Genomic DNA, 18,497 nt, shown 5'->3' on the forward strand with positions numbered 1-18,497 from the left:
AATAACCGCTAACACTACTAACGGACTATGAGTGACAACTTAGAACAATCATTTGTAAAACAGCTGAAGGAAAACCAGAACATTATCCACAAGATATGTCGGTTGTACACTAATGGCGATGATGCGCACAACGATTTGTTCCAAGAAATTACCATTCAGTTATGGAAAGCCTTTCCGAAATTTAGAGGTGAATCTAAATTCTCCACTTGGGCTTATCGCGTAGCATTGAATACTGCAATTACACTCTACAGAAAAAGTACACGAACCGTTTCAACAGTCACTTACGAAGGACAAAAACATTTCTTAAGCCAGGAAGACTACAACTTAGAAGAAGAAGAGCAAATCAAATTGATGTACCAAGCGGTGCAACAGTTGAATGATATTGAAAAAGCTTTAGTGTTTTTGTATCTCGAAGATAAAGATTACACCGAAATATCGGAAACATTGGGGATTAGCGAAGTCAATGCTCGTGTAAAAATGAACAGAATAAAAGGAAAACTAAAAAAAATATTAAATCCCTAAGGATTATGGATGAGTTGGATTTATTAAAAAAAGCCTGGAAAAAAGACACCCATTCTTTTGAACAGGTCTCAGAAACTGAAATTTACAAAATGTTGCATAGGAAATCATCATCTATTGTAAAATGGATATTGGTGATTAGCGTACTCGAGTTTGCTTTGTGGGCTGCCTTGAGCATTTTATTCAATACCGATGAAGCCATTAAGAGTTTACACGCAGAAAGTTTTTCAATCTATTTGAAAATATTGACCTATGTTAATTATGCGGTAGTAATTTATTTCATCTATGCTTTTTACCGAAACTATGCAAAAATCTCTACGATTACCTCGACCAAGAAATTAATGCAAGACATTTTAAAAACCCGGAGAACTGTACAATATTATGTTTGGTATAACTTGGTTATGATATTCATCAGTACCATTTTAGGTTTTATCATGGCTTTTGTTTTCAATCCCCAAATGAGTGCTTTGAAAGATAAAATTGCACACGAAGACAATTATTTAACGTTATCAAAAACCATTTGTATCATAGTGATCACTTGTGTTGCGATTGTCGGTTTGTTTTGGCTTTTCTATCGCTTATTGTATGGTATTTTGTTGCGAAGATTACAAGGCAATTATAGAGAACTCAAAAAAATAGACTTATAATATGAAAAAAATTGCCTTACTTCTATTGGCGTTATTGACAGGAATCACTAATGCTCAAAATAATGAAAATTCTTTGTTGTGGAAAATCTCCGGTAATGGACTAACCAAGCCTTCTTATTTATTTGGAACCATTCATATTACATGCGATGCAGCTTTATCGGATAAAGTAAAAAAAGCCTTAGACAACACCGAACAACTGTGTTTAGAATTAGATATGGACGACGCCAATATGCAAGCCGAAATGATCTCCAAAATGATGATGAAAGATGGCGTGACGATGAAATCATTGGCTTCTGCAGAAGATTTTAAAATTGTGGATGACTTTCTAAAAACCCAATTAGGTTATTCAGCTGAAATGCTTAATACTTTCAAGCCGTTTATGATTTCGGCGATGTTGTACCCGAAAATGTTGGCTTGCGAAACCCAATCAGTAGAAGTGGAACTAATGAAAATTGGCAAAGATCAAAATGAAGAAGTTATTGGATTAGAAACCATCGCCGAACAAATGAATGTATTTGATGCGATTTCTTACCAGGATCAAATGAACGAATTGGTCAAGACTGCCAAAAGCAATTTAAAAAGAGATACTGCCGAATTAAACGAGATGTTAGCACTTTACAAAACTGAAAACATTGAAGCCATGCTAGAATTTACTGCAAAGTCTGAAAATGTAATGACTTCTAAATATTCAGATGTGATGTTAAACAACAGAAACCAAAACTGGATAAGCCGAATTGATAAAATTGCTAAGAGCAAATCAACTTTCTTTGGAGTTGGCGCTGCTCACTTAGGCGGAAAAGAAGGCGTAATTGTTTTGTTGAGAAAAGCAGGTTTTAAAGTAGAAGCGGTGAAATAGATTTTAACTATAAGTAATAAGAGAAAAGGGATAAGAAAATTAAAGAACTTATCCCTCTTTCTTCTAAAAACAAAAAAAGCCCTGATTTCTCAGGACTTTTTTAATTACAAATGCTTATTGATAACACCTTGCCATTCTTCAGCCAATTTTAGTTCTTCATAGGCATAAACCGGAACAATATATTCCTTATCGGCATCGTGAAAAATAACACCATTGTCTGGCGTTGTTCCGCATTTTGAAAAGAAAATCCATTCTACTTTTTTCAAAAGATTTGATTTTCCTAACGGATTAGCGGTGGCAACAGCACAACTTTCAACTTGTGCCAAATCTTGAAAAGCAACATAAGGTTCTTTTAGGTTAAAATCCATAAAGAGCAATCCTCTATTTTGAGCATCCATCGCCAAGGCTTTGCGTTGATGTGAAGCTACCAACTGAAAGCGGTAGCGGTTGTTCTGACTGTATTGGGCAAAAAGGGAGTCGATTTGTTTTTGATCTATTTTACTGGAATTCAATACCAGATAGAGCGGTATTGATATGATCAAAATAAAGATCAGATCAATTATAATTATTGAGATATCCATGTTTAATTTTTTTTTTTAATAAAGTAAATATCGCTATCCAATAAGAATGCGATTGTGTTTAAATCTGTAAGTCGAAGGAGATTACTTTACCAAAAAAAATGATAGGGAAATAAAAAACGAGAAACGCTTTCGCAGCGATTCACATCCTGAAGAAAAATTTGGATTGATCCAACACTTTTAGTAACAAAATGACAATCTGCATCATAAAACAACTCTGGATAACCAAAACTAATAGGCTTAGCATGATGTTCAGAGATTATCCTAAATGATGGTATTTGAGGTTGCAATCCTTCTTTGTGAAGAGAAGTTTCTGCTTCAAAAAGTGTTACTGTTTTCGATTCCTGACACGGTTCAATAACCATAGACGTATTGGCGACAGCAATATTGCTCAAAAGCAACAGCAGCAACCACAACTTACGCAACGCTAAGAACTGTTTCGTGTCCATATCGCAAAAATAAAGATAATAAACTGCGAGCTTGGTAAAATAAAGTTAAAATGAGTTTTCAGTTGGTTTTGTGACAATCAATTTGCATCAACTTTTAGAATCCTATGTCAAATGTCTTCGACAGGCTCAGACTGACATTCTATTTACTTATTGCCAGTAGCGAAAAAGAATCATTTACTTTTAAAACAACAACCCATAAAAAAATCCCGCCATTCCGACGGGATTTAATTTTATATACTAACTAAGGATTAACCTTTTGTATACACTTCGATGGCACCATTGGCATCTTTTAACTTTAACTCCGTAAGGGTTAAATTTTCAATATCTTGCACTTGGGTTACTCCGTTAACCACTGTGGTTAAATTATTGTGCGATCTTGAGTAAATGCCAGAAGTAGTCGATAACGTACATGGATCTATAGTAGAGTCATAATCACCTTCGGTAAGCGTGTTATCTGCGTTTAAATCAAGATAATCTTTATTGCAACCCGCTTCGTTTTGTGGTGCGTCAACTAATGTTTCTTGTCCACCTATTATTGTTCCTACTTTGCTAAGATTCCATTTTCCGGATAATGGCGCTAGAGTTTCTCCTTCATTGTCATCGCTACAAGAGGTGACAAATAATCCGATGCCTAATACTAGGGCGAGTAATACACTTCGATTTTTCATTTTAATTTATTTATAATGTTAGAGACGAAATTAGGTGTAATACTTTAGTAAGCCGTTGTAGAATTATATATTAAACTTGTATAATTATTTTTGAATTGTTTTTTAATTTCATTATTTGAGTGCAAAAACAACTTCTATTGTAGTGCCTTTTCCAATCTCACTCATTACCTTGAAAGAGGCATTGAGCTGAGTTGCGCGTTCTTGCATGTTCTTTAAACCGATTCCACCATTTTCCAAAAGGGCGATATCAAATCCTTTTCCATCATCTTCAATCCATAATCTCAACTTATTATCACCATCAGATAAGCTGACGCGACAGTTTTTAGCCTTCGCATATTTAATGACATTTCTCAATGCTTCTTGAATAATTCGATAGATAGCAATTTTAACCAAACTGTCAATAGCATCCCATCGAAACTCATCTTCACATTCAAAAGAAAAATGAGTATTACTAATTTGATTGTGTTGCGCAATGATATCAAGCAATAAATTTTTATAATCAAAAAGAGTTTCAAAGGTCTCATTGTGCAAATCATGGGAAATGCTTCTGATTTCTCTTTCTATTTCCTGAAGAAAATCAATATAACCCGATCGCTTTTGTTTTACTTCTTGTGTATCACCTTCGTTTAGCATACCTAATTGTAATCGCACACCATAAAGCTTATTCATTACACTGTCATGCAGCTCTTTGGAAATTCGGTTTTGCTCGAGCTCTTTGGCTTGTGCCAATTTGATTTGATACTCTTTTAATAGTTCGAAAATTTCTTCCTCCGCTTTTTGCTGTTGTCTTTTATTCGCAATTTCCTTTTTTTGATGCTGCAAGTATCGGTATATGATAAGGAGAACCAAAAGCAACACTATAGCAATAGAACCTGTTACTACATATAAATTTTCGGCAATCAAATCCCTGTTTTCATTCTCAACTACTGCCGTTTCATATTCAATACGTGCATATCTGTTACGATTGATACGTTGAGCTTTAGTCAGACTATCTGTAATCGAGATGTATTTTTGATTGTATAGGCGGTTGTTGCGAACATCTATTTCGCTTAATAATTTTAAGGTCGATTTAATTTCACCAACTGCTTTAAGTTTAACTGCCAACGCATTGGCTTCTTTCAAATAATGAATAGAAGAAGCTGTATCTTTAGTTATTGAATAATATTCGCCTAAATTGATCAACTGATACATAATGTTGTTCTGATGATTATTTTGCTTTGAGAGTTGCAAACTTTCTCTAAAGGCCTTTTCTACTCCATTCAAAATGCCAAATTTCATCTTGGAATATCCTAAATTACCAATAACAGAAGCATAATCTTTGGGCCATTTGGCTTTCAAATCAGGACTAACAACGGAACTTAATTCCTTAATCGACTTTTGGTACTCGCCTTTTTTATCATAAATATTGGCTATATTGATAGAGTAATTGACAGTATAATTATTGGTTTTTTCAAAGTCAACATTCGATTTCTTTAACTCATCTAATACTGTTTTCGATAAATGAAAATACTTTAAAGCGTTATTATATTCCTCCAGTTTTTCAAAATTATACCCCATAACCACATAACAAGAATACAATAACTGATTGTTTTTACTGTTCTGTAAAAGCTTCAAGGCATTTGAAACCTGTATTTCACTCTCCAAATAATTGCCCTCATAAAACAAAAGGTAACCTTTCTTGAACAAGGTTTGTCCTTCTTTTTCCTTATCACCTTTAAAACTATAAAGTTTTTCCGCTTGATGGTAAAAATAGTAGGCGCTGTCTCTTTGGTTGTACTCATAACAATCGCCTTTGTAAAAATAAGCCCTTGCAATGGCAATAGTATCCTTTCTTTGCTTTGCCAACTGGAGTGCTTTTTCAGTTATCTTAAGTGACAAATCATATTTGTTCAAATAATAATATTCTGTGGAAATGTTGAACAGAAGATCCATATAAATGGAATCTCCGGTAGAAGATTTTTCAAGTAAACTTATAGAATCCAAAAATTGGAGTTTATGATCTTTGGAAAGTTTTTTGTAATCTGAATCACTAAACACAAGTGAGTCAATATTCTCGGTCTTCTTAGGCTGACAGCCGAATAGTAAAAAACTGAGTAGGATAAATAAAATAGCAGAGTTGGGGCGCATTGCTTTTTTTACAAAAATAAGCAAAAAAAAAGAGACTATATTTCATAGTCTCTTATAAAAATTAAGGTCTTGGTCCCGGTGGAATAACTGGTCCTCCGTCCATACCATTATCTGCTGTTACAGTTGTATTCTCAGTAGCCGGCATTTCATCTGTTGTACAAGAATAAAGTGATAAGCTGAAAAGCATTATCAAAAGTAGTTTTGGGAAAAATTTTGTTTTCATAAAAATTAGTGGTTTTAAATTTTAAATAATTGAGAGGTCAAGCTTTGTGAGCTCAACAATTTGTTGGGTTTCTGAAAAGAAGGGAAATTCTTTGCAGTGTTATTTTAACCTTAATTCCCTTGGTTAAAACAATTTACATAGCGCTATCGTTTTGGTATTAAGAACGACCAAATGTAAGCAGTTGAATTGGCTTAAAAATAAATTGCAAAGCCTGTTTAGTAAGTCAACAAGCGCGGAAAGTAACTGGTTGGTTTTTGACTGTAACTCACAATTTTATTTAAGATATCCTGTGAATTATTGTGTCAATATTTTCCTTATAAGTTCGGGAAAATGGAAGAATAATCTCGTTATTGTCAAGATAGCAACTGTTTTTGCCTAAATTAATTCGATTAACATAATCTATATTAATGACATAACCGTGGTGAATTCTGAAGAAAAAGAAAGGCAATAATTTTTCAAAATGTTTTAAAGTCTTAAAAGCAGTAACTACTTTGCCGGACTTCAAATAAAAATCAGTGGTATTGCTATCTGCTTTTAAATAAATAATATCATGAAACTTAATAAAGTTATAATCGCCATTGGATTTTATTGAAATTTTATCGGCAAATAAAGCCTTATGCGTTTTTTGAAATCGAAACAAACACCTACGTAATTCGTTGGGCTCTATCGGCTTCAGTAAAAAACCGGTTACGCCTCTTTGGTAAGCCTCATAAGCCGCTTCTTTAACGTCACTTAAAACAATTATAGTCGGCAATTCTTCAAGGTATTCGTGCAGTTCACTTAACAAGGAAAAGGAAATTGAACCCTGACTTTTATTACCATCATTGATAGATAAAAAAACAACATTGGGTTTCAGTTCCAATATTTTATCAATTCCTTCTTTTTTAGTTTGGCAAACCGCCACACATAAAAAATCGTCAAATTGTTTGATTTGCTCTAAAGTCGTTTCAAAGTCGTTAGAATCGTCTACCAGAATAAAGGAAAACTGCATTTTTTTTTTGCAATTTAGCCTACATGAGAAAGCCTATTTTACGGCAAAACCGTAATTCTTCGCTACATATTAATTAAATTTGATTTCTCATAAACTTCTGGATCAAAACCATGATTGAAAACCTAACCACAAAAAGAAATATTCTAATTGTAGATGACCATCCCATTAATGTGGACAGTTATAAAACGCTACTATCTAATATTGAATCCAATAGGCATGCTGATTTCTTACTTGCTTTTGATTGCAAAGAAGCTTATGATATCATTAAGGGAAGAAAAAACAATGAAGCACTTATAGACTTTGCCTTTATAGACATCAATCTTCCTTCTTATGAAGAAAAAAAAATATTCTCAGGAAGTGATTTGGCCCTGATGATTAAAGACTTCTTTCCCGAATGTAGAATTATCATTATCTCGATGCACAAAGAACCATTGTGGGTAAACCAAATTTATAAAAGTGTCAATCCACAAGGTTTTATTGCCAAAAGCGACATCGACTACAAAAGTTTCCCTCTAATATTCCAAAGTATTGAAAAAAATGAGACTTATTATAGTAGTTCAATAAAAGAATCTCAGAGAGTGATGATTCAAAAAAACATTAACTGGGACGATAACGACAGCAAAATTTTGCAATACTTAGCGGATGGAATAAAAACCATACAGCTTCCGAATTTTGTACCGCTTTCATTAAGTGCCATTGAAAAAAGAAAAGCCAACATCAAGAAACAACTGATGCTCAATTCGGGTTCCGATAAAGAAATGGTTGATATTGCAAAAAAATTAGGGCTACTTTAAAAAAATTCCTTTTTAAAGATTGGATTTGTTTTGTTAGCTTATTTGGCTGGTGTCCGCTTTATCTACTTGCCATTTGCGCAGTTTATTTAAGCGTTCTTGTTCTTCAATTTCCTCGGCAGGAATCACTTTTAAGAAAGAAGCGTGTTGCTCTATGGCATACTCAACTTTTTCTACAATTTGCTCTATGGTTTCGTTCTCATAATCAATAACCAAAGGTTCTTTGATGATAAATGATTGTAAAATATTTTTCTTTTTGACACGCAAACCTTTTTTGTCAAACGCACGACGGAAACCGTCAATAACTATAGGCACAACTATAGGTTTATGTTGTTTTATAATATGAGCGGTTCCTTTTCTAACCGGTTTAAAGGACTTTGTTGTTCCTTGCGGAAAGGTAATTACCCAACCATCTTCTAAAGCTATTCGGATGTTCTCCGTATCATTCGGATTAATTTCACGTTTTTCTGTTACATCTTTTCCGCCCGAGCGCCAGGTGCGTTCTACCGTTATTGCTCCGACGTAAGCCAAAATCCTTGGTAACAAACCTGCTTTCATCGTTTCACTGGCGGCAACATAATAGATATTCATCTTGGGTTGCCATAAATAACCAACGTTTTTAATATTATCTACACGTCCTGATAAACTGGCATTGAACACGTGAAACATGGCTACTACATCGGCAAAATACGTTTGGTGATTCGATATAAAGAGTACATTTTTATCGGGTAAACCTTTAATGATTTCCGAACCTTCAATATGAAGTTCGTTAAAACCTCGATAACGACGATGCGTTAATACACCAAAGATTCGGATTAGCCATTTTTTGATAAAGAGTATATGACCAAAAGGATTTCTTTTAAATAATCCCATAATTGATTTTTTATTTGTGACTTTTAGGGACGCAAATTTACAAAAACTAAAATTTATAAAACCAATTTAAGGGTTTCTTTCAATTCGCTCAACATCATAGCGGTGGCGCCCCAAACGAAATGCTCTCTTACCTGAAATCCAGGCACTTCAATACTACCGGCATAAGATGTTTTCATTGTGGTATTCACAATAATTTTATCATTCATAAAATCGGCGAACGGAAATTCGACTAATCCGGCGACTTCATCCTCTTGCAGATTGAACTCCAATTCGCTTTCGCTATAACCCAAATAAGGATAAACCATAAAATTACTCGGTGGAATATACACTTCGGTAAAAGCGCGAATCACATTGACATGATTAGGATTTACCCCAATTTCCTCATGGGTTTCTCTGAGTGCTGTTTCCTTTAAATCGGCATCAAAATCTTCCACTTTTCCCCCGGGAAAGGCTATTTGTGACGAATGAACTCCGTTGTAACTGGTTCTAAGGATTAGGGCCAAATGAGTTTGCGAAGCTTTGGGATAAAAAAGCATCAGTACAGCGGCTTGCTTTGGAGTAACCTTAGTGAAATCTATAGCTTTAATTAAATCTAATCGATTGGCTGGAGCCATTTTTGCATGGGCATGCGTTGCCGGTAGCTCGACATTTTGTATTTTTGGCGTATATTTTAAAAACTCTTCAAAGTGCATCATGCCTGATTTTAGAAATATAAAGTTACCTCAAAAAAACAACGCACACCAAATTTACACCAATAAAATGTACAGCAAAGAAGAAGCCCAACGCATGAAAAAGGAATTCTGGACCGCATTTGCCGAAGCTTATCCGAGAAAATGGTTGTTGTATGACACTAAGATTAAAGACGTTACTTTCAAATTCTATATAGATAACAAAAAGGCGCAAGTACTTTTAGATATTGAGCCAAAAGATGAAGAAAAGCGTAAAATTTATTTTGAAAAAATAGAATCACTCAAAACAATTTTACTCGAAGAATACCTTCCGGAAGCGATTTTGGAGCGTCAATTTTATTTAGAAAGCGGTAAAGTGATTAGTAGAATTTGGGTCGAAAAATTGGGTGTAAGCCTAAACAATCGAAGCTATTGGCCTGAGATTTTTGATTTCTTCAGCGAAACAATGACCCAATTTGAGGTGTTTTTCTATGAATACGAAGATTACATTAAGGATTTGGAAACCAATACTTAGCGAAGAATTATATCCGTCACTACTTCTTTACGAAGCTCTTCATTAATCATCGTAATTATTTTTTGTTTTCCATAACTCAACTCTTCCCGCAAGACCGCTGAAGTTAAAGAAACATACAAAGTAGATCCTTTCAGAACCACTTCTTTAGTATAACTGTTGACACCATTACCCATTAACGATTTCCAAGCTTCCTGAACGTCAATTTTGTCCATGCCGCTTTGGAGTTTGTTGGTTTCAATAAACGCTTTTAAAACGTCGCCTATCGAACTTTCGTTGCTGAGTCTTTTGGTCATTATTTTAAAGAAAAAGGTTTGAATTTTTTATAAGTGTAAATTAGGTTCTGCTTGTTTTTGAGCACCAAAGTAGAATCTTCAATGGTGATAATCTCTTCATTCCATTTGCCGTAATCGGTTTTGTATTCGACAAAATAGGCATTCTCGATTTCCAAAATTTTAAGATTTTCCTTTATACCGTTGGTTTTAAAAGTGCCGTCAAATTGCGGCATTACTTTTTGGCGAAAGCCTACCATTTTATGGTCAGACTCTCCGGAAACTTCTGGATGTTGGAGTTCAAAAAAATCAATCGTTTCGTTGACTTTATAGTCTTTGGTTTCGCCGTTAGCCAAAGTCACTTGTTTGATTTCCCAATAGCCATTGAGCTTTGACAAATCTTCTTTTTTAACATCAGCTTGGCATGAGATTAATAAGAAAGTGATCAGTATGGCGGAAATTCTTTTCATGGTATTTACTGTTTTTAACTCCATCACAAATTTAATTTTTTAAGTTCATAAAGTGAGTGAAATAAAAATTAATATTATCAACATTAAACTATTTACTACTTTTAAAGTCCAAAGACAAATTCTAAGTTATGAAAAAGATATACCTACTCGTTTTTGCGTCCCTTTTTATGTTGAATTGCAGTTCTGATTCTGATAATTCTGCTGAACAAATGTACTTTCCTCCAACTGACAGCAGCAATACTTGGGAAACGAAATCCATAACAGATTTAAGCTGGAATCAAAGTGCCGTTCAACCTTTATTAGACTATTTGGAACAAAAAAACACCAAATCCTTTATCATATTAGTCAATGGTAGAATCGTGATGGAAAACTATTTTAACGGCCACACGGCAACTTCTCCTTGGTATTGGGCAAGTGCCGGAAAAACATTGACTTCTACGGTAACCGGAATTGCACAAGATGAAGGATTACTCAACATCAATAACAAAGTCTCTGATTATTTAGGAACCGGTTGGACAAGTGCACCATTAGCCAAAGAAAATCTGATTACTTGTAAAAACTTATTGTCTATGAATTCAGGATTGAATGATGCTTTAGGTGATAATGTTGAGCCTGCCAATTTACAATATGTCGCCGATGCCGGAACACGTTGGGCTTACCACAATGTCTATGTGAAATTACAAGACGTAGTAGCCGAAGCCAGCGGACAAACTTGGACCAATTATTTCAACACTAAATTAAGAGACCGAATCGGAATGACTGGTGGCGCTTGGATTAACAGTGGTGATGGTCTAAGTGTTTATTGGAGTACCTGCAGAAACATGGCTCGTTTTGGATTACTATCCTTAAACAAAGGAAAATGGAACGGAACAACCATAGTAAATGAAAATTATTTTGTTCAAGCTACAACAACTTCTCAACCGATTAATCAGGCCTATGGTTATCTGTGGTGGTTGAATGGAAAATCTTCTTACCATTTGCCAACCAGTCAATTTGAATTTAACGGCACCTTGATGTCAAATGCACCAAGCGATATGTATGCAGCTTTGGGGAAAAACGACCAAAAAATTTATGTGATTCCAAGTAAAAAAATGGTAGTTATCCGAATGGGAGATGTAGCCAATCCTGACAATCCAACTTTTGCCTTATCAGGATTCGATAATGAATTATGGGATAAAATCAACGATTTATATCAGTAATCTATTTTCTGTTTAGCAAGCGAATCGAAGCGTAGACAAACAAAAGAAAAGCAATTAATCTCAATCCTAAGAAAATACTTGGTAGCGATTTTTCAATAAAATAGCTCAATACAGCAATTAAGATACTGATGATTATTAATTTTATTGGAGCTGTTCCTCTGAAGAAATATAAAACTTTATTCATAGTAATTTAATGATTTAAAGTATAAGTAAATATTAAATTGATATTTGAGAATGAACCATTTATCAGAGCATACTCTTTTAAATAATTTTTATTAGCAGAATATTCTAAACCCAGGCCAAATCTATTATTAAAAACATAACCTACTCCTGCATTTAAAAAAATAACTGTAGACAATTGATCAAAAACATATTTATCACTTGGGGAAGGGATTGGATTAGGAGTTGTATAGGTAACTAAATAATCAATGCTAAAATCGTCTTCCAGAACTTTTGACAATCCAATTGATCCGTCTACATAAAATTTATTTTTCCCTTTTTTATACAATGCATATCGATAACCAGCTGTTACGTTAATTGAACTAAAATCTGATTTCATTGTATATCGTACATTATAATCGTTACTTACTTGACTAAAATAGTCAGCTTCAGTCTTTACTTTTTGATAAAACAATCTAACAAATAACTCTGAACGATACGAATTTATACCAAAAGAATTTGAAAACTCTACTCCAACCATAGGATTATTAAAACTAGCATTCTTAGGCGTTAATTTATAATCGTCATTAAAAGTATAATTGGCTCTATAAAGACTTGTACCAGCAATTATTTTGTACTGTAGTTTATTTTTTCCAATTTCAGAGGATATATTTTGATTCACAAAAGAATTGTTTTCGGTATTTGCTTTTGAAAAAATGGAAACCAATTCTTTTTCATCATAATCAATATCTAAAAAATCATTAAAGACGAGTTTATCTGATTTCAAATCATCATATAACTGCTTCCTATAATCATTATTTTCTTTGATTGAATTATCTTGATTATATTTTCTATGAACTAATAATTTTGGATTGACATCATCCTTGTTTTTAACGTAGAAAAAAACAACATCACCAATAATTGCTTTGTATAAAGACACATTTCCTTCAACCAAAAGCTTAAGTAAGACTACTTTTTGTTCTAATTTTGGTTCTTTACCTAAAATTTTAATTTTATTACTATTCTGTATTTGTTCATAATCATAATCTACAGTGTACTTAACAAACTTGTAGTTAGAATTGATTTTAAATTCTTTGATATTATCGATTGAAATTTCGATTGTTTTTTCTTCAAGTGAAGTTTTAAAGTAAATTTTTTCTGGGTTATTGTATGGATTAGAATTATCTATAAACCCTTCTTTTTTATTATTGGATTGATCTATATAATATCCGGGTGAATAACTTTTTTGGCTATAACCAATAAATGAGATTAGTAAAAAAACTAAAATGGTAATTTTTTTCATGGATTATACTTATTTAAAAAAAGAATCTACAAATTCAAACTTATTAAAAACTTGCAAATCTTCAATACCTTCTCCAACACCGATATATTTTACCGGAATTTGAAACTGATCTGAAATTCCGATTACAACGCCACCTTTGGCTGTACCGTCTAATTTGGTTACGGCTAAACAAGAAACTTCGGTCGCAGCGGTAAACTGTTTGGCTTGCTCAAAAGCATTTTGTCCGGTTGAACCATCCAATACTAATAAAACATCGTGAGGCGCATCTTCAACTACTTTTTGCATGACGCGTTTTACTTTTGTTAATTCCGCCATCAAGTTTACTTTGTTGTGCAAACGACCGGCAGTATCAATGATTACAATATCGGCATTTTGGGTTACGGCACTTTGTAACGTATCAAAAGCTACCGAAGCAGGATCACTTCCCATTTGTTGCTTTACCAATGGAACGCCTACTCTATCGGCCCAAATTTGCAATTGGTCAATCGCGGCGGCACGGAAAGTATCGGCTGCACCTAAAACTACTTTGTAACCGGCTTTGTTGAATTGGTGGGCTAATTTTCCAATCGTAGTCGTTTTTCCAACACCGTTTACACCAACTACCATTAATACATAAGGTTTTTTATTGGCCGGAATGGTAAACTCAGTTTCTTCACCTGATTTGGTTTCAGATAAAAGTGCGGCAATTTCTTCACGCAGGATTTTGTTGAGCTCGTCGGTTCCCATGTATTTGTCTTGGGCGACACGCGCTTCAATTCTTTCGATGATTTTTAATGTAGTGTTCACACCAACATCAGAAGACACCAATACTTCTTCTAAATTATCTAAAACCTCATCATCAACCTTGGATTTTCCGGCAACAGCTTTGGTTAATTTAGAAAAAAATGATGTTTTGGTCTGTTCGAGACCTTTATCTAAAGTCTCTTTTTTTTCGGAGGAAAATATTCTTTTGAAAAAACTCATTGGAAACGTATTGAAAATTCGGATTTGTTCGACACCCGAGTCTCATTTTTAAGATGAGACGAATAGGCGAAGCAAATATAAAAATAAAAAAGCTACTTCCGAATGAAAGTAGCTTTGATATATTGAGTTTGTTGGATTATTTCTTGTTAAGGAAACTATCAACTTCTTCCGGAGTCATAATGCTTTCTTGGAAAGTATATGCACCTGTTTTAGGAGATTTAACCATTTTGATAGCTTTGGTTAATCTTTTTGAAGATGTTTGTAACGTTGCAACGGTTTTCTTTGCCATGACTTATATTGTTTATTATGAAATTTTAAATATTTAAAACCTCTAATTATTTAATCTCTTTGTGAACAGTCATTCTCTTTAAGATTGGATTAAACTTTTTAATCTCTAATCTGTCCGGAGTATTTTTTTTGTTTTTGTTTGTGATGTAACGAGAAGTTCCCGGTAAACCAGTTCCTTTGTGCTCAGTACACTCTAAAATAACTTGTATTCTATTACCTTTCTTTGCCATCTTACTTTATTTTTATTGGGATAGAATTATTTAATAAATCCTTCAACTTTTGCTTTTTTCAAAACAGCAGCCAATCCATTTTTATTGATTGTTTTAATTGTAGACGCAGCTACTCTCAACGTAATCCATCTGTCTTCTTCAGCAAGATAGAAACGTTTTTTAACTAAGTTAACAGAAAATTTTCTCTTAGTTTTGTTCATAGCGTGAGAAACGTTATTTCCTACCATCGCTCTTTTACCTGTAAGGTCACAAACTCTTGACATTATGCTTTTCTTTTATCGTTATTCAAAATCAGGGTGCAAACTTACGCAAAATATATTGTAGTAACAAAAAAATTATGGCAGATTTTTTAAAATTTCTTTCTGCAATATTTCCAGCGCTTTATTTGCCGTTCTATCTATCACTTTTTCACGAGGTTGACCAAAATTAAATTCAGCAACCAATACTTCTTTTGGTGTGGCCAAAGCAATAAAAACGACACCAACTTCCGCTTTTCCCGCTTCAGAAGTTGGTCCCGCGTTACCTGTTGTGGCCAAAGCGTAGTCGGTTTTCATCATTTTTTTAATATTCAACGCCATCGCCGAAGCGACTTCTGCACTGACAACATCGTGTTGATTAATTAGCTCAGCATCAATACCGAGGACATTTATTTTGGTTTCTTTGGAATAACTGACAACGCTTCCTCGGAAATAATGCGAAGCTCCGGCTACCGAAGACAACATTTGGGCTATTTTTCCACCAGTACAACTTTCAGCCGTGGCAATGGTTTTACCTTGTGCTGCAAGCATTCTACCGATGATTACTTCTATTGTTTCATCATCATCAAAACCGACAATTATATCACCGATGATTTTGGTTAAAGCGTTTACATTTTCTTGAACAGCTTTTTCTAAAATTGCTTTGTTTTCTCCTCGAGCAGTTAATCTCAAACGCACTCTTCCCGGATTGGGCAAATAAGCCAATTTGATAAATTCAGGCAAGTTGTTTTCCCAATTTTCAATGCGTTCCGCGACTAAACTTTCGCCTTGACCATAAGTTAAAATCGTTTTGTGAACAATGTATGGTCTTTTGAATTCGGCTACTATTTTCGGAATTAATTCTTCGCCAACAATACCTTTCATTTCGTAAGGAACGCCGGGCATCGAGACAAAAACAGTTTTGCCTTTTTGCATCCACATTCCCGCAGCGGTGCCGTAATTATTTTTCAAAACTTGCGCTTTGGAAGGCAATAACGATTGGTCTTTGTTGACTTGTGTCGGATTAAAATTCAATTTGGCAAACAACGCTACAATATGGTCTTCGACTTCTTGATTTCTAACAAAAGTATCTTCGAAATACTCACAGAAAGTCAGTTTGGTGATATCGTCTTTGGTTGGCCCTAAGCCTCCGGTTATGATGACCAAGTCGACTTTATCTTGCAAAGCTGTAAAAGTGTCTAAGATGTGCTGCTTGTCATCAGAAATGGAAAGCATTTCATGGGTTTGCACTCCGATTTTATCTAAGGCTTTGGCTATGTAACCTGAATTGGTGTCGACAATTTGCCCGATGAGTATTTCGTCGCCGATGGTGACTATGGATGCGATCATTCTTTTGAGGTTCTAAGGTTCTGAGGCACTAAGGTGAGGTTGCATGTTTAGTTTACAAAGATACAAACCGATAACTCATTAGCCCCGATTGTGGAGGAAATCCTTTTTAAAGGATTCGCCGAAGCAAAGCGAAGGCAAATCTTTTAAAAAGATTGAAACGAAAAGCGGGAATTACCATTGCCGATAATTCCCGAACCATTGCTTCGCCAGTTCACTATCGCTCGAGTCGCTTTTAATTTTTAAAGTTCGAAATCTTTTTTAATTTCTTTGATTGCTTTGTCCACTTGACTTTGAATACTGGCAAAAGTATCGTTGATTTCTTTGCGTTTTCCTTCTCTTTTAGTCCAAGCTTCTACTTGAAGTATTTCTTCAAATGCTACAGACATTCCCAATAAATCAAGCGTTGGTTTTATCTTGTGCGCGTAAGCATAAGCTTGTTTGTGGTCTTTTTCTTTGATGCCGGTTTCGATATACTTCATATCTTCCGGTACTTCGGTAACGAATAAGTCAATGATTTGCATCACAAACTCCGGATCGTTGTCTGAAAGTGCGTAAACTTTCGCTAGGTTGTAGTTTATTGCCATTATTTTATGTGTAATCTTAGTAGTTTTTTGTTTTCTATAAATCCTTCAAGAACGTCGTTTGGAGCGACTTTGCTCACTCCTTCGGGAGTTCCTGTAAATATAATATCTCCTTTTTTCAAGGTAAAATACTGTGAAATATGAGAAATAATTTCATCGATTTTCCACAACATGTGGCTGGTATTTCCTTTTTGAACGGTTTTTCCGTTGTTAGTCAACTCAAAAGTAATATTTTCCACCGAATTAAAATTATTTATCGGTAAAAAGGCACCAATCATCGCTGAACCGTCAAATCCTTTTGCTTTTTCCCAAGGTAAACCTTTCTCTTTCAGCTTGTTCTGAACATCTCGCGCAGTAAAATCAATTCCTAAACCAATCTCATCATAGTACTTGTGAGCGAACTTAGCCTCAATGTATTTGCCTACTTTATTGATTTTGACTAAAACCTCTACTTCATGGTGAATTTCATTACTAAATTCCGGTATCACAAAGGGCGATTTATTGGGTATAACTGCCGTATCAGGTTTTAAAAATATCACCGGTTCATCGGGACGCTCGTTGTTGAGTTCCTCGATGTGGTTGGCGTAATTTCTTCCGATGCAGATTATTTTCATCTTTGTTATCTGTTGTCTGATGTCTGTTTTCTGTTGCTTTTAACCGAGAACTGACAACGGAGAACTATTTTGTGTTCAACTTTCTTAATTTGATTCCGGTCAATACTTTTTTGGTATACAATGGAAATTCAGCGTTTTGTATCCAACCGAAATAACCCGGTTCTTTATCCAAAACCTCATCGACTAAAGCACCTTTGTGTTTGCCAAATGTAAATACCTCCTGACCTTCAGCATTTAGCGCAATAAAACCAGCAAAGTCAACTGATTTTTTACGGGTTGTGTATTCAGAAAGGGTTTTCATATCGTTTTCTAAATCTTCGTAACGATCTAATTGTGCTTTTAGAATTTCGTAAGTTGCCATGGTATCTGCTTCGGCACTGTGCGCATTTTCAAGACTTCCGTTGCAATAAAACTTATAAGCTGCACTCAACGTTCTTTCTTCTTTTTTGTGAAAGATGGTTTGTACATCAACGGACACTCGGTTTTTCATATCAAAATCAACTTCGGCACGCAGAAGTTCTTCTGCCAACAACGGAATATCGAATCGATCCGAATTAAATCCGGCCAAATCAGAGTCTTTAATCATGTTGTGAACTTGATTGGCTAATTCTTTGAACGTTGGTTCATTGGCTACTTTCTCATTAGAAATACCATGAATTGCGGTAGATTGCGGTGGAATTGGAATGGTTGGATTCACTAACCAAGTTTTGCTTTCTTTGTTTCCGTTTGGGAAAACTTTGAAGATTGAAATTTCGACGATTCTGTCTCTAGCCACGTCAATTCCGGTAGTTTCAAGATCGAAGAAGCAAATAGGTCTGTTGAGTTTTAATTCCATTATAAAAATTTATGCTCACAAATATAAAATATTGAAGTTACCGTTTATCGATATTTTAATAAAGATTTATGATTT

The 18,497-nt window shown here is 34.5% G+C and carries 26 protein-coding genes; 6 read left to right on the plus strand and 20 right to left on the minus strand.

Translation table 11 applies throughout. From position 1 onward, the window contains the following. The first annotated feature begins 27 nt into the window (after window positions 1-27). Genes B3C16_RS10385 through B3C16_RS10395 form a run of 3 tightly spaced genes read left to right on the plus strand, consistent with a single transcriptional unit; the run spans window position 28 to window position 2,022 of the window. Window positions 28-522 (plus strand): RNA polymerase sigma factor, encoded by a 495-nt coding sequence (locus tag B3C16_RS10385; RefSeq protein ID WP_121313197.1) that lies wholly within the window; start codon window positions 28-30, stop codon window positions 520-522. A gap of 5 nt (window positions 523-527) precedes the next feature. Beyond that, on the plus strand, window positions 528-1,166 hold the full coding sequence (locus B3C16_RS10390; protein WP_121313196.1) for a hypothetical protein: 639 nt from the start codon (window positions 528-530) through the stop codon (window positions 1,164-1,166). Window position 1,167: 1 nt separating this feature from the next. Next, entirely contained in the window at window positions 1,168-2,022 is an 855-nt protein-coding gene (locus tag B3C16_RS10395; RefSeq protein ID WP_121313195.1) for a TraB/GumN family protein, read from the plus strand. 104 nt (window positions 2,023-2,126) lie between these two features. On the opposite strand, the gene B3C16_RS10400 is transcribed toward B3C16_RS10395, so the two are convergent. The 6 genes from B3C16_RS10400 to B3C16_RS10425 form a co-directional block, all read right to left on the minus strand. Further along, window positions 2,127-2,603, minus strand: coding sequence for a hypothetical protein (locus B3C16_RS10400; protein ID WP_291131431.1), 477 nt, complete (start codon window positions 2,601-2,603; stop codon window positions 2,127-2,129). Between the two features lie 86 nt (window positions 2,604-2,689). Beyond that, window positions 2,690-3,049, minus strand: coding sequence for a hypothetical protein (locus tag B3C16_RS10405; protein ID WP_291131433.1), 360 nt, complete (start codon window positions 3,047-3,049; stop codon window positions 2,690-2,692). Between the two features lie 248 nt (window positions 3,050-3,297). After that, complete coding sequence (locus tag B3C16_RS10410; protein WP_121313192.1) at window positions 3,298-3,717, minus strand: lipocalin family protein; 420 nt, start codon at window positions 3,715-3,717, stop codon at window positions 3,298-3,300. 111 nt (window positions 3,718-3,828) lie between these two features. After that, window positions 3,829-5,700: a tetratricopeptide repeat-containing sensor histidine kinase gene (locus B3C16_RS10415; protein ID WP_291131436.1), complete on the minus strand. Its 1,872-nt coding sequence runs from the start codon at window positions 5,698-5,700 to the stop codon at window positions 3,829-3,831. A gap of 205 nt (window positions 5,701-5,905) precedes the next feature. Next, window positions 5,906-6,067, minus strand: coding sequence for a hypothetical protein (locus B3C16_RS10420; RefSeq protein WP_158592559.1), 162 nt, complete (start codon window positions 6,065-6,067; stop codon window positions 5,906-5,908). A gap of 277 nt (window positions 6,068-6,344) precedes the next feature. Continuing rightward, the gene (locus B3C16_RS10425) at window positions 6,345-7,058 is read right to left on the minus strand and encodes a LytR/AlgR family response regulator transcription factor (RefSeq protein ID WP_291131438.1); all 714 of its coding nucleotides are present in this window, start codon (window positions 7,056-7,058) and stop codon (window positions 6,345-6,347) included. A 110-nt stretch (window positions 7,059-7,168) separates the two neighbouring features. On the opposite strand from B3C16_RS10425, the gene B3C16_RS10430 reads away from it, so the two are divergent. After that, window positions 7,169-7,852, plus strand: a complete 684-nt coding sequence (locus tag B3C16_RS10430; RefSeq protein ID WP_121313189.1) for a response regulator — start codon at window positions 7,169-7,171, stop codon at window positions 7,850-7,852. A gap of 33 nt (window positions 7,853-7,885) precedes the next feature. On the opposite strand, the gene B3C16_RS10435 is transcribed toward B3C16_RS10430, so the two are convergent. Both B3C16_RS10435 and B3C16_RS10440 read right to left on the minus strand, forming a co-directional pair. Next, complete coding sequence (locus B3C16_RS10435) at window positions 7,886-8,722, minus strand: lysophospholipid acyltransferase family protein (RefSeq protein ID WP_121313188.1); 837 nt, start codon at window positions 8,720-8,722, stop codon at window positions 7,886-7,888. Between the two features lie 53 nt (window positions 8,723-8,775). Further along, window positions 8,776-9,417 carry a CoA pyrophosphatase gene (locus B3C16_RS10440; protein ID WP_349680458.1) on the minus strand — a complete coding sequence of 214 codons (642 nt, stop codon included), beginning with the start codon at window positions 9,415-9,417 and terminating at the stop codon, window positions 8,776-8,778. A gap of 64 nt (window positions 9,418-9,481) precedes the next feature. Between B3C16_RS10440 and B3C16_RS10445 the strand changes: the two genes are divergently transcribed. Further along, a complete protein-coding gene (locus B3C16_RS10445) occupies window positions 9,482-9,925 on the plus strand; it encodes a DUF4268 domain-containing protein (RefSeq protein WP_291131566.1) in 444 nt (147 codons plus the stop codon). Here B3C16_RS10445 and B3C16_RS10450 read toward each other — a convergent pair. Together B3C16_RS10450 and B3C16_RS10455 are read right to left on the minus strand one after the other, a co-directional pair. Next, window positions 9,922-10,218, minus strand: a complete 297-nt coding sequence (locus tag B3C16_RS10450) for a DUF721 domain-containing protein (RefSeq protein WP_121313187.1) — start codon at window positions 10,216-10,218, stop codon at window positions 9,922-9,924. The two genes, B3C16_RS10445 and B3C16_RS10450, sit on opposite strands and share 4 nt — an antisense overlap. Then, window positions 10,218-10,664 carry a hypothetical protein gene (locus B3C16_RS10455; protein WP_291131442.1) on the minus strand — a complete coding sequence of 149 codons (447 nt, stop codon included), beginning with the start codon at window positions 10,662-10,664 and terminating at the stop codon, window positions 10,218-10,220. Before B3C16_RS10455 ends, B3C16_RS10450 begins: the two co-directional genes overlap by 1 nt. A gap of 128 nt (window positions 10,665-10,792) precedes the next feature. On the opposite strand from B3C16_RS10455, the gene B3C16_RS10460 reads away from it, so the two are divergent. After that, window positions 10,793-11,863, plus strand: coding sequence for a serine hydrolase domain-containing protein (locus tag B3C16_RS10460; protein WP_291131443.1), 1,071 nt, complete (start codon window positions 10,793-10,795; stop codon window positions 11,861-11,863). Between the two features lies 1 nt (window position 11,864). Here the strand turns inward: B3C16_RS10460 and B3C16_RS10465 are convergent, their stop codons facing one another. The 10 genes from B3C16_RS10465 to B3C16_RS10510 form a co-directional block, all read right to left on the minus strand. Then, window positions 11,865-12,047 carry a hypothetical protein gene (locus B3C16_RS10465; RefSeq protein WP_121313184.1) on the minus strand — a complete coding sequence of 61 codons (183 nt, stop codon included), beginning with the start codon at window positions 12,045-12,047 and terminating at the stop codon, window positions 11,865-11,867. Window positions 12,048-12,053: 6 nt separating this feature from the next. After that, a complete protein-coding gene (locus tag B3C16_RS10470; RefSeq protein ID WP_121313183.1) occupies window positions 12,054-13,325 on the minus strand; it encodes a hypothetical protein in 1,272 nt (423 codons plus the stop codon). 9 nt (window positions 13,326-13,334) lie between these two features. Beyond that, window positions 13,335-14,288: a signal recognition particle-docking protein FtsY gene (gene ftsY / locus B3C16_RS10475; protein WP_121313182.1), complete on the minus strand. Its 954-nt coding sequence runs from the start codon at window positions 14,286-14,288 to the stop codon at window positions 13,335-13,337. 136 nt (window positions 14,289-14,424) lie between these two features. Next, window positions 14,425-14,577 carry a DUF4295 domain-containing protein gene (locus B3C16_RS10480; RefSeq protein ID WP_121313181.1) on the minus strand — a complete coding sequence of 51 codons (153 nt, stop codon included), beginning with the start codon at window positions 14,575-14,577 and terminating at the stop codon, window positions 14,425-14,427. Window positions 14,578-14,623: 46 nt separating this feature from the next. Beyond that, window positions 14,624-14,806, minus strand: a complete 183-nt coding sequence (rpmG, locus tag B3C16_RS10485; RefSeq protein WP_035126304.1) for a 50S ribosomal protein L33 — start codon at window positions 14,804-14,806, stop codon at window positions 14,624-14,626. Between the two features lie 26 nt (window positions 14,807-14,832). After that, window positions 14,833-15,069 carry a 50S ribosomal protein L28 gene (rpmB, locus tag B3C16_RS10490; RefSeq protein ID WP_121313180.1) on the minus strand — a complete coding sequence of 79 codons (237 nt, stop codon included), beginning with the start codon at window positions 15,067-15,069 and terminating at the stop codon, window positions 14,833-14,835. Between the two features lie 72 nt (window positions 15,070-15,141). Next, window positions 15,142-16,392: a CinA family nicotinamide mononucleotide deamidase-related protein gene (locus B3C16_RS10495; protein WP_291131448.1), complete on the minus strand. Its 1,251-nt coding sequence runs from the start codon at window positions 16,390-16,392 to the stop codon at window positions 15,142-15,144. 239 nt (window positions 16,393-16,631) lie between these two features. Beyond that, the gene (locus tag B3C16_RS10500; RefSeq protein WP_121313178.1) at window positions 16,632-16,976 is read right to left on the minus strand and encodes an Hpt domain-containing protein; all 345 of its coding nucleotides are present in this window, start codon (window positions 16,974-16,976) and stop codon (window positions 16,632-16,634) included. Next, on the minus strand, window positions 16,976-17,587 hold the full coding sequence (locus B3C16_RS10505) for a fumarylacetoacetate hydrolase family protein (RefSeq protein WP_121313177.1): 612 nt from the start codon (window positions 17,585-17,587) through the stop codon (window positions 16,976-16,978). Before B3C16_RS10505 ends, B3C16_RS10500 begins: the two co-directional genes overlap by 1 nt. 64 nt (window positions 17,588-17,651) lie before the next feature. Continuing rightward, complete coding sequence (locus B3C16_RS10510) at window positions 17,652-18,422, minus strand: 3'-5' exonuclease (protein WP_291131451.1); 771 nt, start codon at window positions 18,420-18,422, stop codon at window positions 17,652-17,654. Window positions 18,423-18,497: the final 75 nt, after the last annotated feature.

The sequence above is a fragment of the Flavobacterium sp. UBA7682 genome, assembly GCF_002482945.1.
GTDB lineage: Bacteria > Bacteroidota > Bacteroidia > Flavobacteriales > Flavobacteriaceae > Flavobacterium.

Coding starts and splice junctions, on each gene's coding strand:
- B3C16_RS10510 (WP_291131451.1), bottom strand. CDS start 18,422: ATGGAATTAAAACTCAACAGACCTATTTGCTTCTTCGATCTTGAAACT.
- B3C16_RS10495 (WP_291131448.1), bottom strand. CDS start 16,392: ATGATCGCATCCATAGTCACCATCGGCGACGAAATACTCATCGGGCAA.
- B3C16_RS10505 (WP_121313177.1), bottom strand. CDS start 17,587: ATGAAAATAATCTGCATCGGAAGAAATTACGCCAACCACATCGAGGAA.
- B3C16_RS10460 (WP_291131443.1), top strand. CDS start 10,793: ATGAAAAAGATATACCTACTCGTTTTTGCGTCCCTTTTTATGTTGAAT.
- B3C16_RS10400 (WP_291131431.1), bottom strand. CDS start 2,603: ATGGATATCTCAATAATTATAATTGATCTGATCTTTATTTTGATCATA.
- B3C16_RS10410 (WP_121313192.1), bottom strand. CDS start 3,717: ATGAAAAATCGAAGTGTATTACTCGCCCTAGTATTAGGCATCGGATTA.
- B3C16_RS10395 (WP_121313195.1), top strand. CDS start 1,168: ATGAAAAAAATTGCCTTACTTCTATTGGCGTTATTGACAGGAATCACT.
- B3C16_RS10500 (WP_121313178.1), bottom strand. CDS start 16,976: ATGGCAATAAACTACAACCTAGCGAAAGTTTACGCACTTTCAGACAAC.
- B3C16_RS10430 (WP_121313189.1), top strand. CDS start 7,169: ATGATTGAAAACCTAACCACAAAAAGAAATATTCTAATTGTAGATGAC.
- B3C16_RS10405 (WP_291131433.1), bottom strand. CDS start 3,049: ATGGACACGAAACAGTTCTTAGCGTTGCGTAAGTTGTGGTTGCTGCTG.
- B3C16_RS10450 (WP_121313187.1), bottom strand. CDS start 10,218: ATGACCAAAAGACTCAGCAACGAAAGTTCGATAGGCGACGTTTTAAAA.
- rpmB (WP_121313180.1), bottom strand. CDS start 15,069: ATGTCAAGAGTTTGTGACCTTACAGGTAAAAGAGCGATGGTAGGAAAT.
- ftsY (WP_121313182.1), bottom strand. CDS start 14,288: ATGAGTTTTTTCAAAAGAATATTTTCCTCCGAAAAAAAAGAGACTTTA.
- B3C16_RS10435 (WP_121313188.1), bottom strand. CDS start 8,722: ATGGGATTATTTAAAAGAAATCCTTTTGGTCATATACTCTTTATCAAA.
- B3C16_RS10480 (WP_121313181.1), bottom strand. CDS start 14,577: ATGGCAAAGAAAACCGTTGCAACGTTACAAACATCTTCAAAAAGATTA.
- B3C16_RS10470 (WP_121313183.1), bottom strand. CDS start 13,325: ATGAAAAAAATTACCATTTTAGTTTTTTTACTAATCTCATTTATTGGT.
- rpmG (WP_035126304.1), bottom strand. CDS start 14,806: ATGGCAAAGAAAGGTAATAGAATACAAGTTATTTTAGAGTGTACTGAG.
- B3C16_RS10425 (WP_291131438.1), bottom strand. CDS start 7,058: ATGCAGTTTTCCTTTATTCTGGTAGACGATTCTAACGACTTTGAAACG.
- B3C16_RS10455 (WP_291131442.1), bottom strand. CDS start 10,664: ATGAAAAGAATTTCCGCCATACTGATCACTTTCTTATTAATCTCATGC.
- B3C16_RS10445 (WP_291131566.1), top strand. CDS start 9,482: ATGTACAGCAAAGAAGAAGCCCAACGCATGAAAAAGGAATTCTGGACC.
- B3C16_RS10385 (WP_121313197.1), top strand. CDS start 28: ATGAGTGACAACTTAGAACAATCATTTGTAAAACAGCTGAAGGAAAAC.
- B3C16_RS10465 (WP_121313184.1), bottom strand. CDS start 12,047: ATGAATAAAGTTTTATATTTCTTCAGAGGAACAGCTCCAATAAAATTA.
- B3C16_RS10420 (WP_158592559.1), bottom strand. CDS start 6,067: ATGAAAACAAAATTTTTCCCAAAACTACTTTTGATAATGCTTTTCAGC.
- B3C16_RS10390 (WP_121313196.1), top strand. CDS start 528: ATGGATGAGTTGGATTTATTAAAAAAAGCCTGGAAAAAAGACACCCAT.
- B3C16_RS10440 (WP_349680458.1), bottom strand. CDS start 9,417: ATGATGCACTTTGAAGAGTTTTTAAAATATACGCCAAAAATACAAAAT.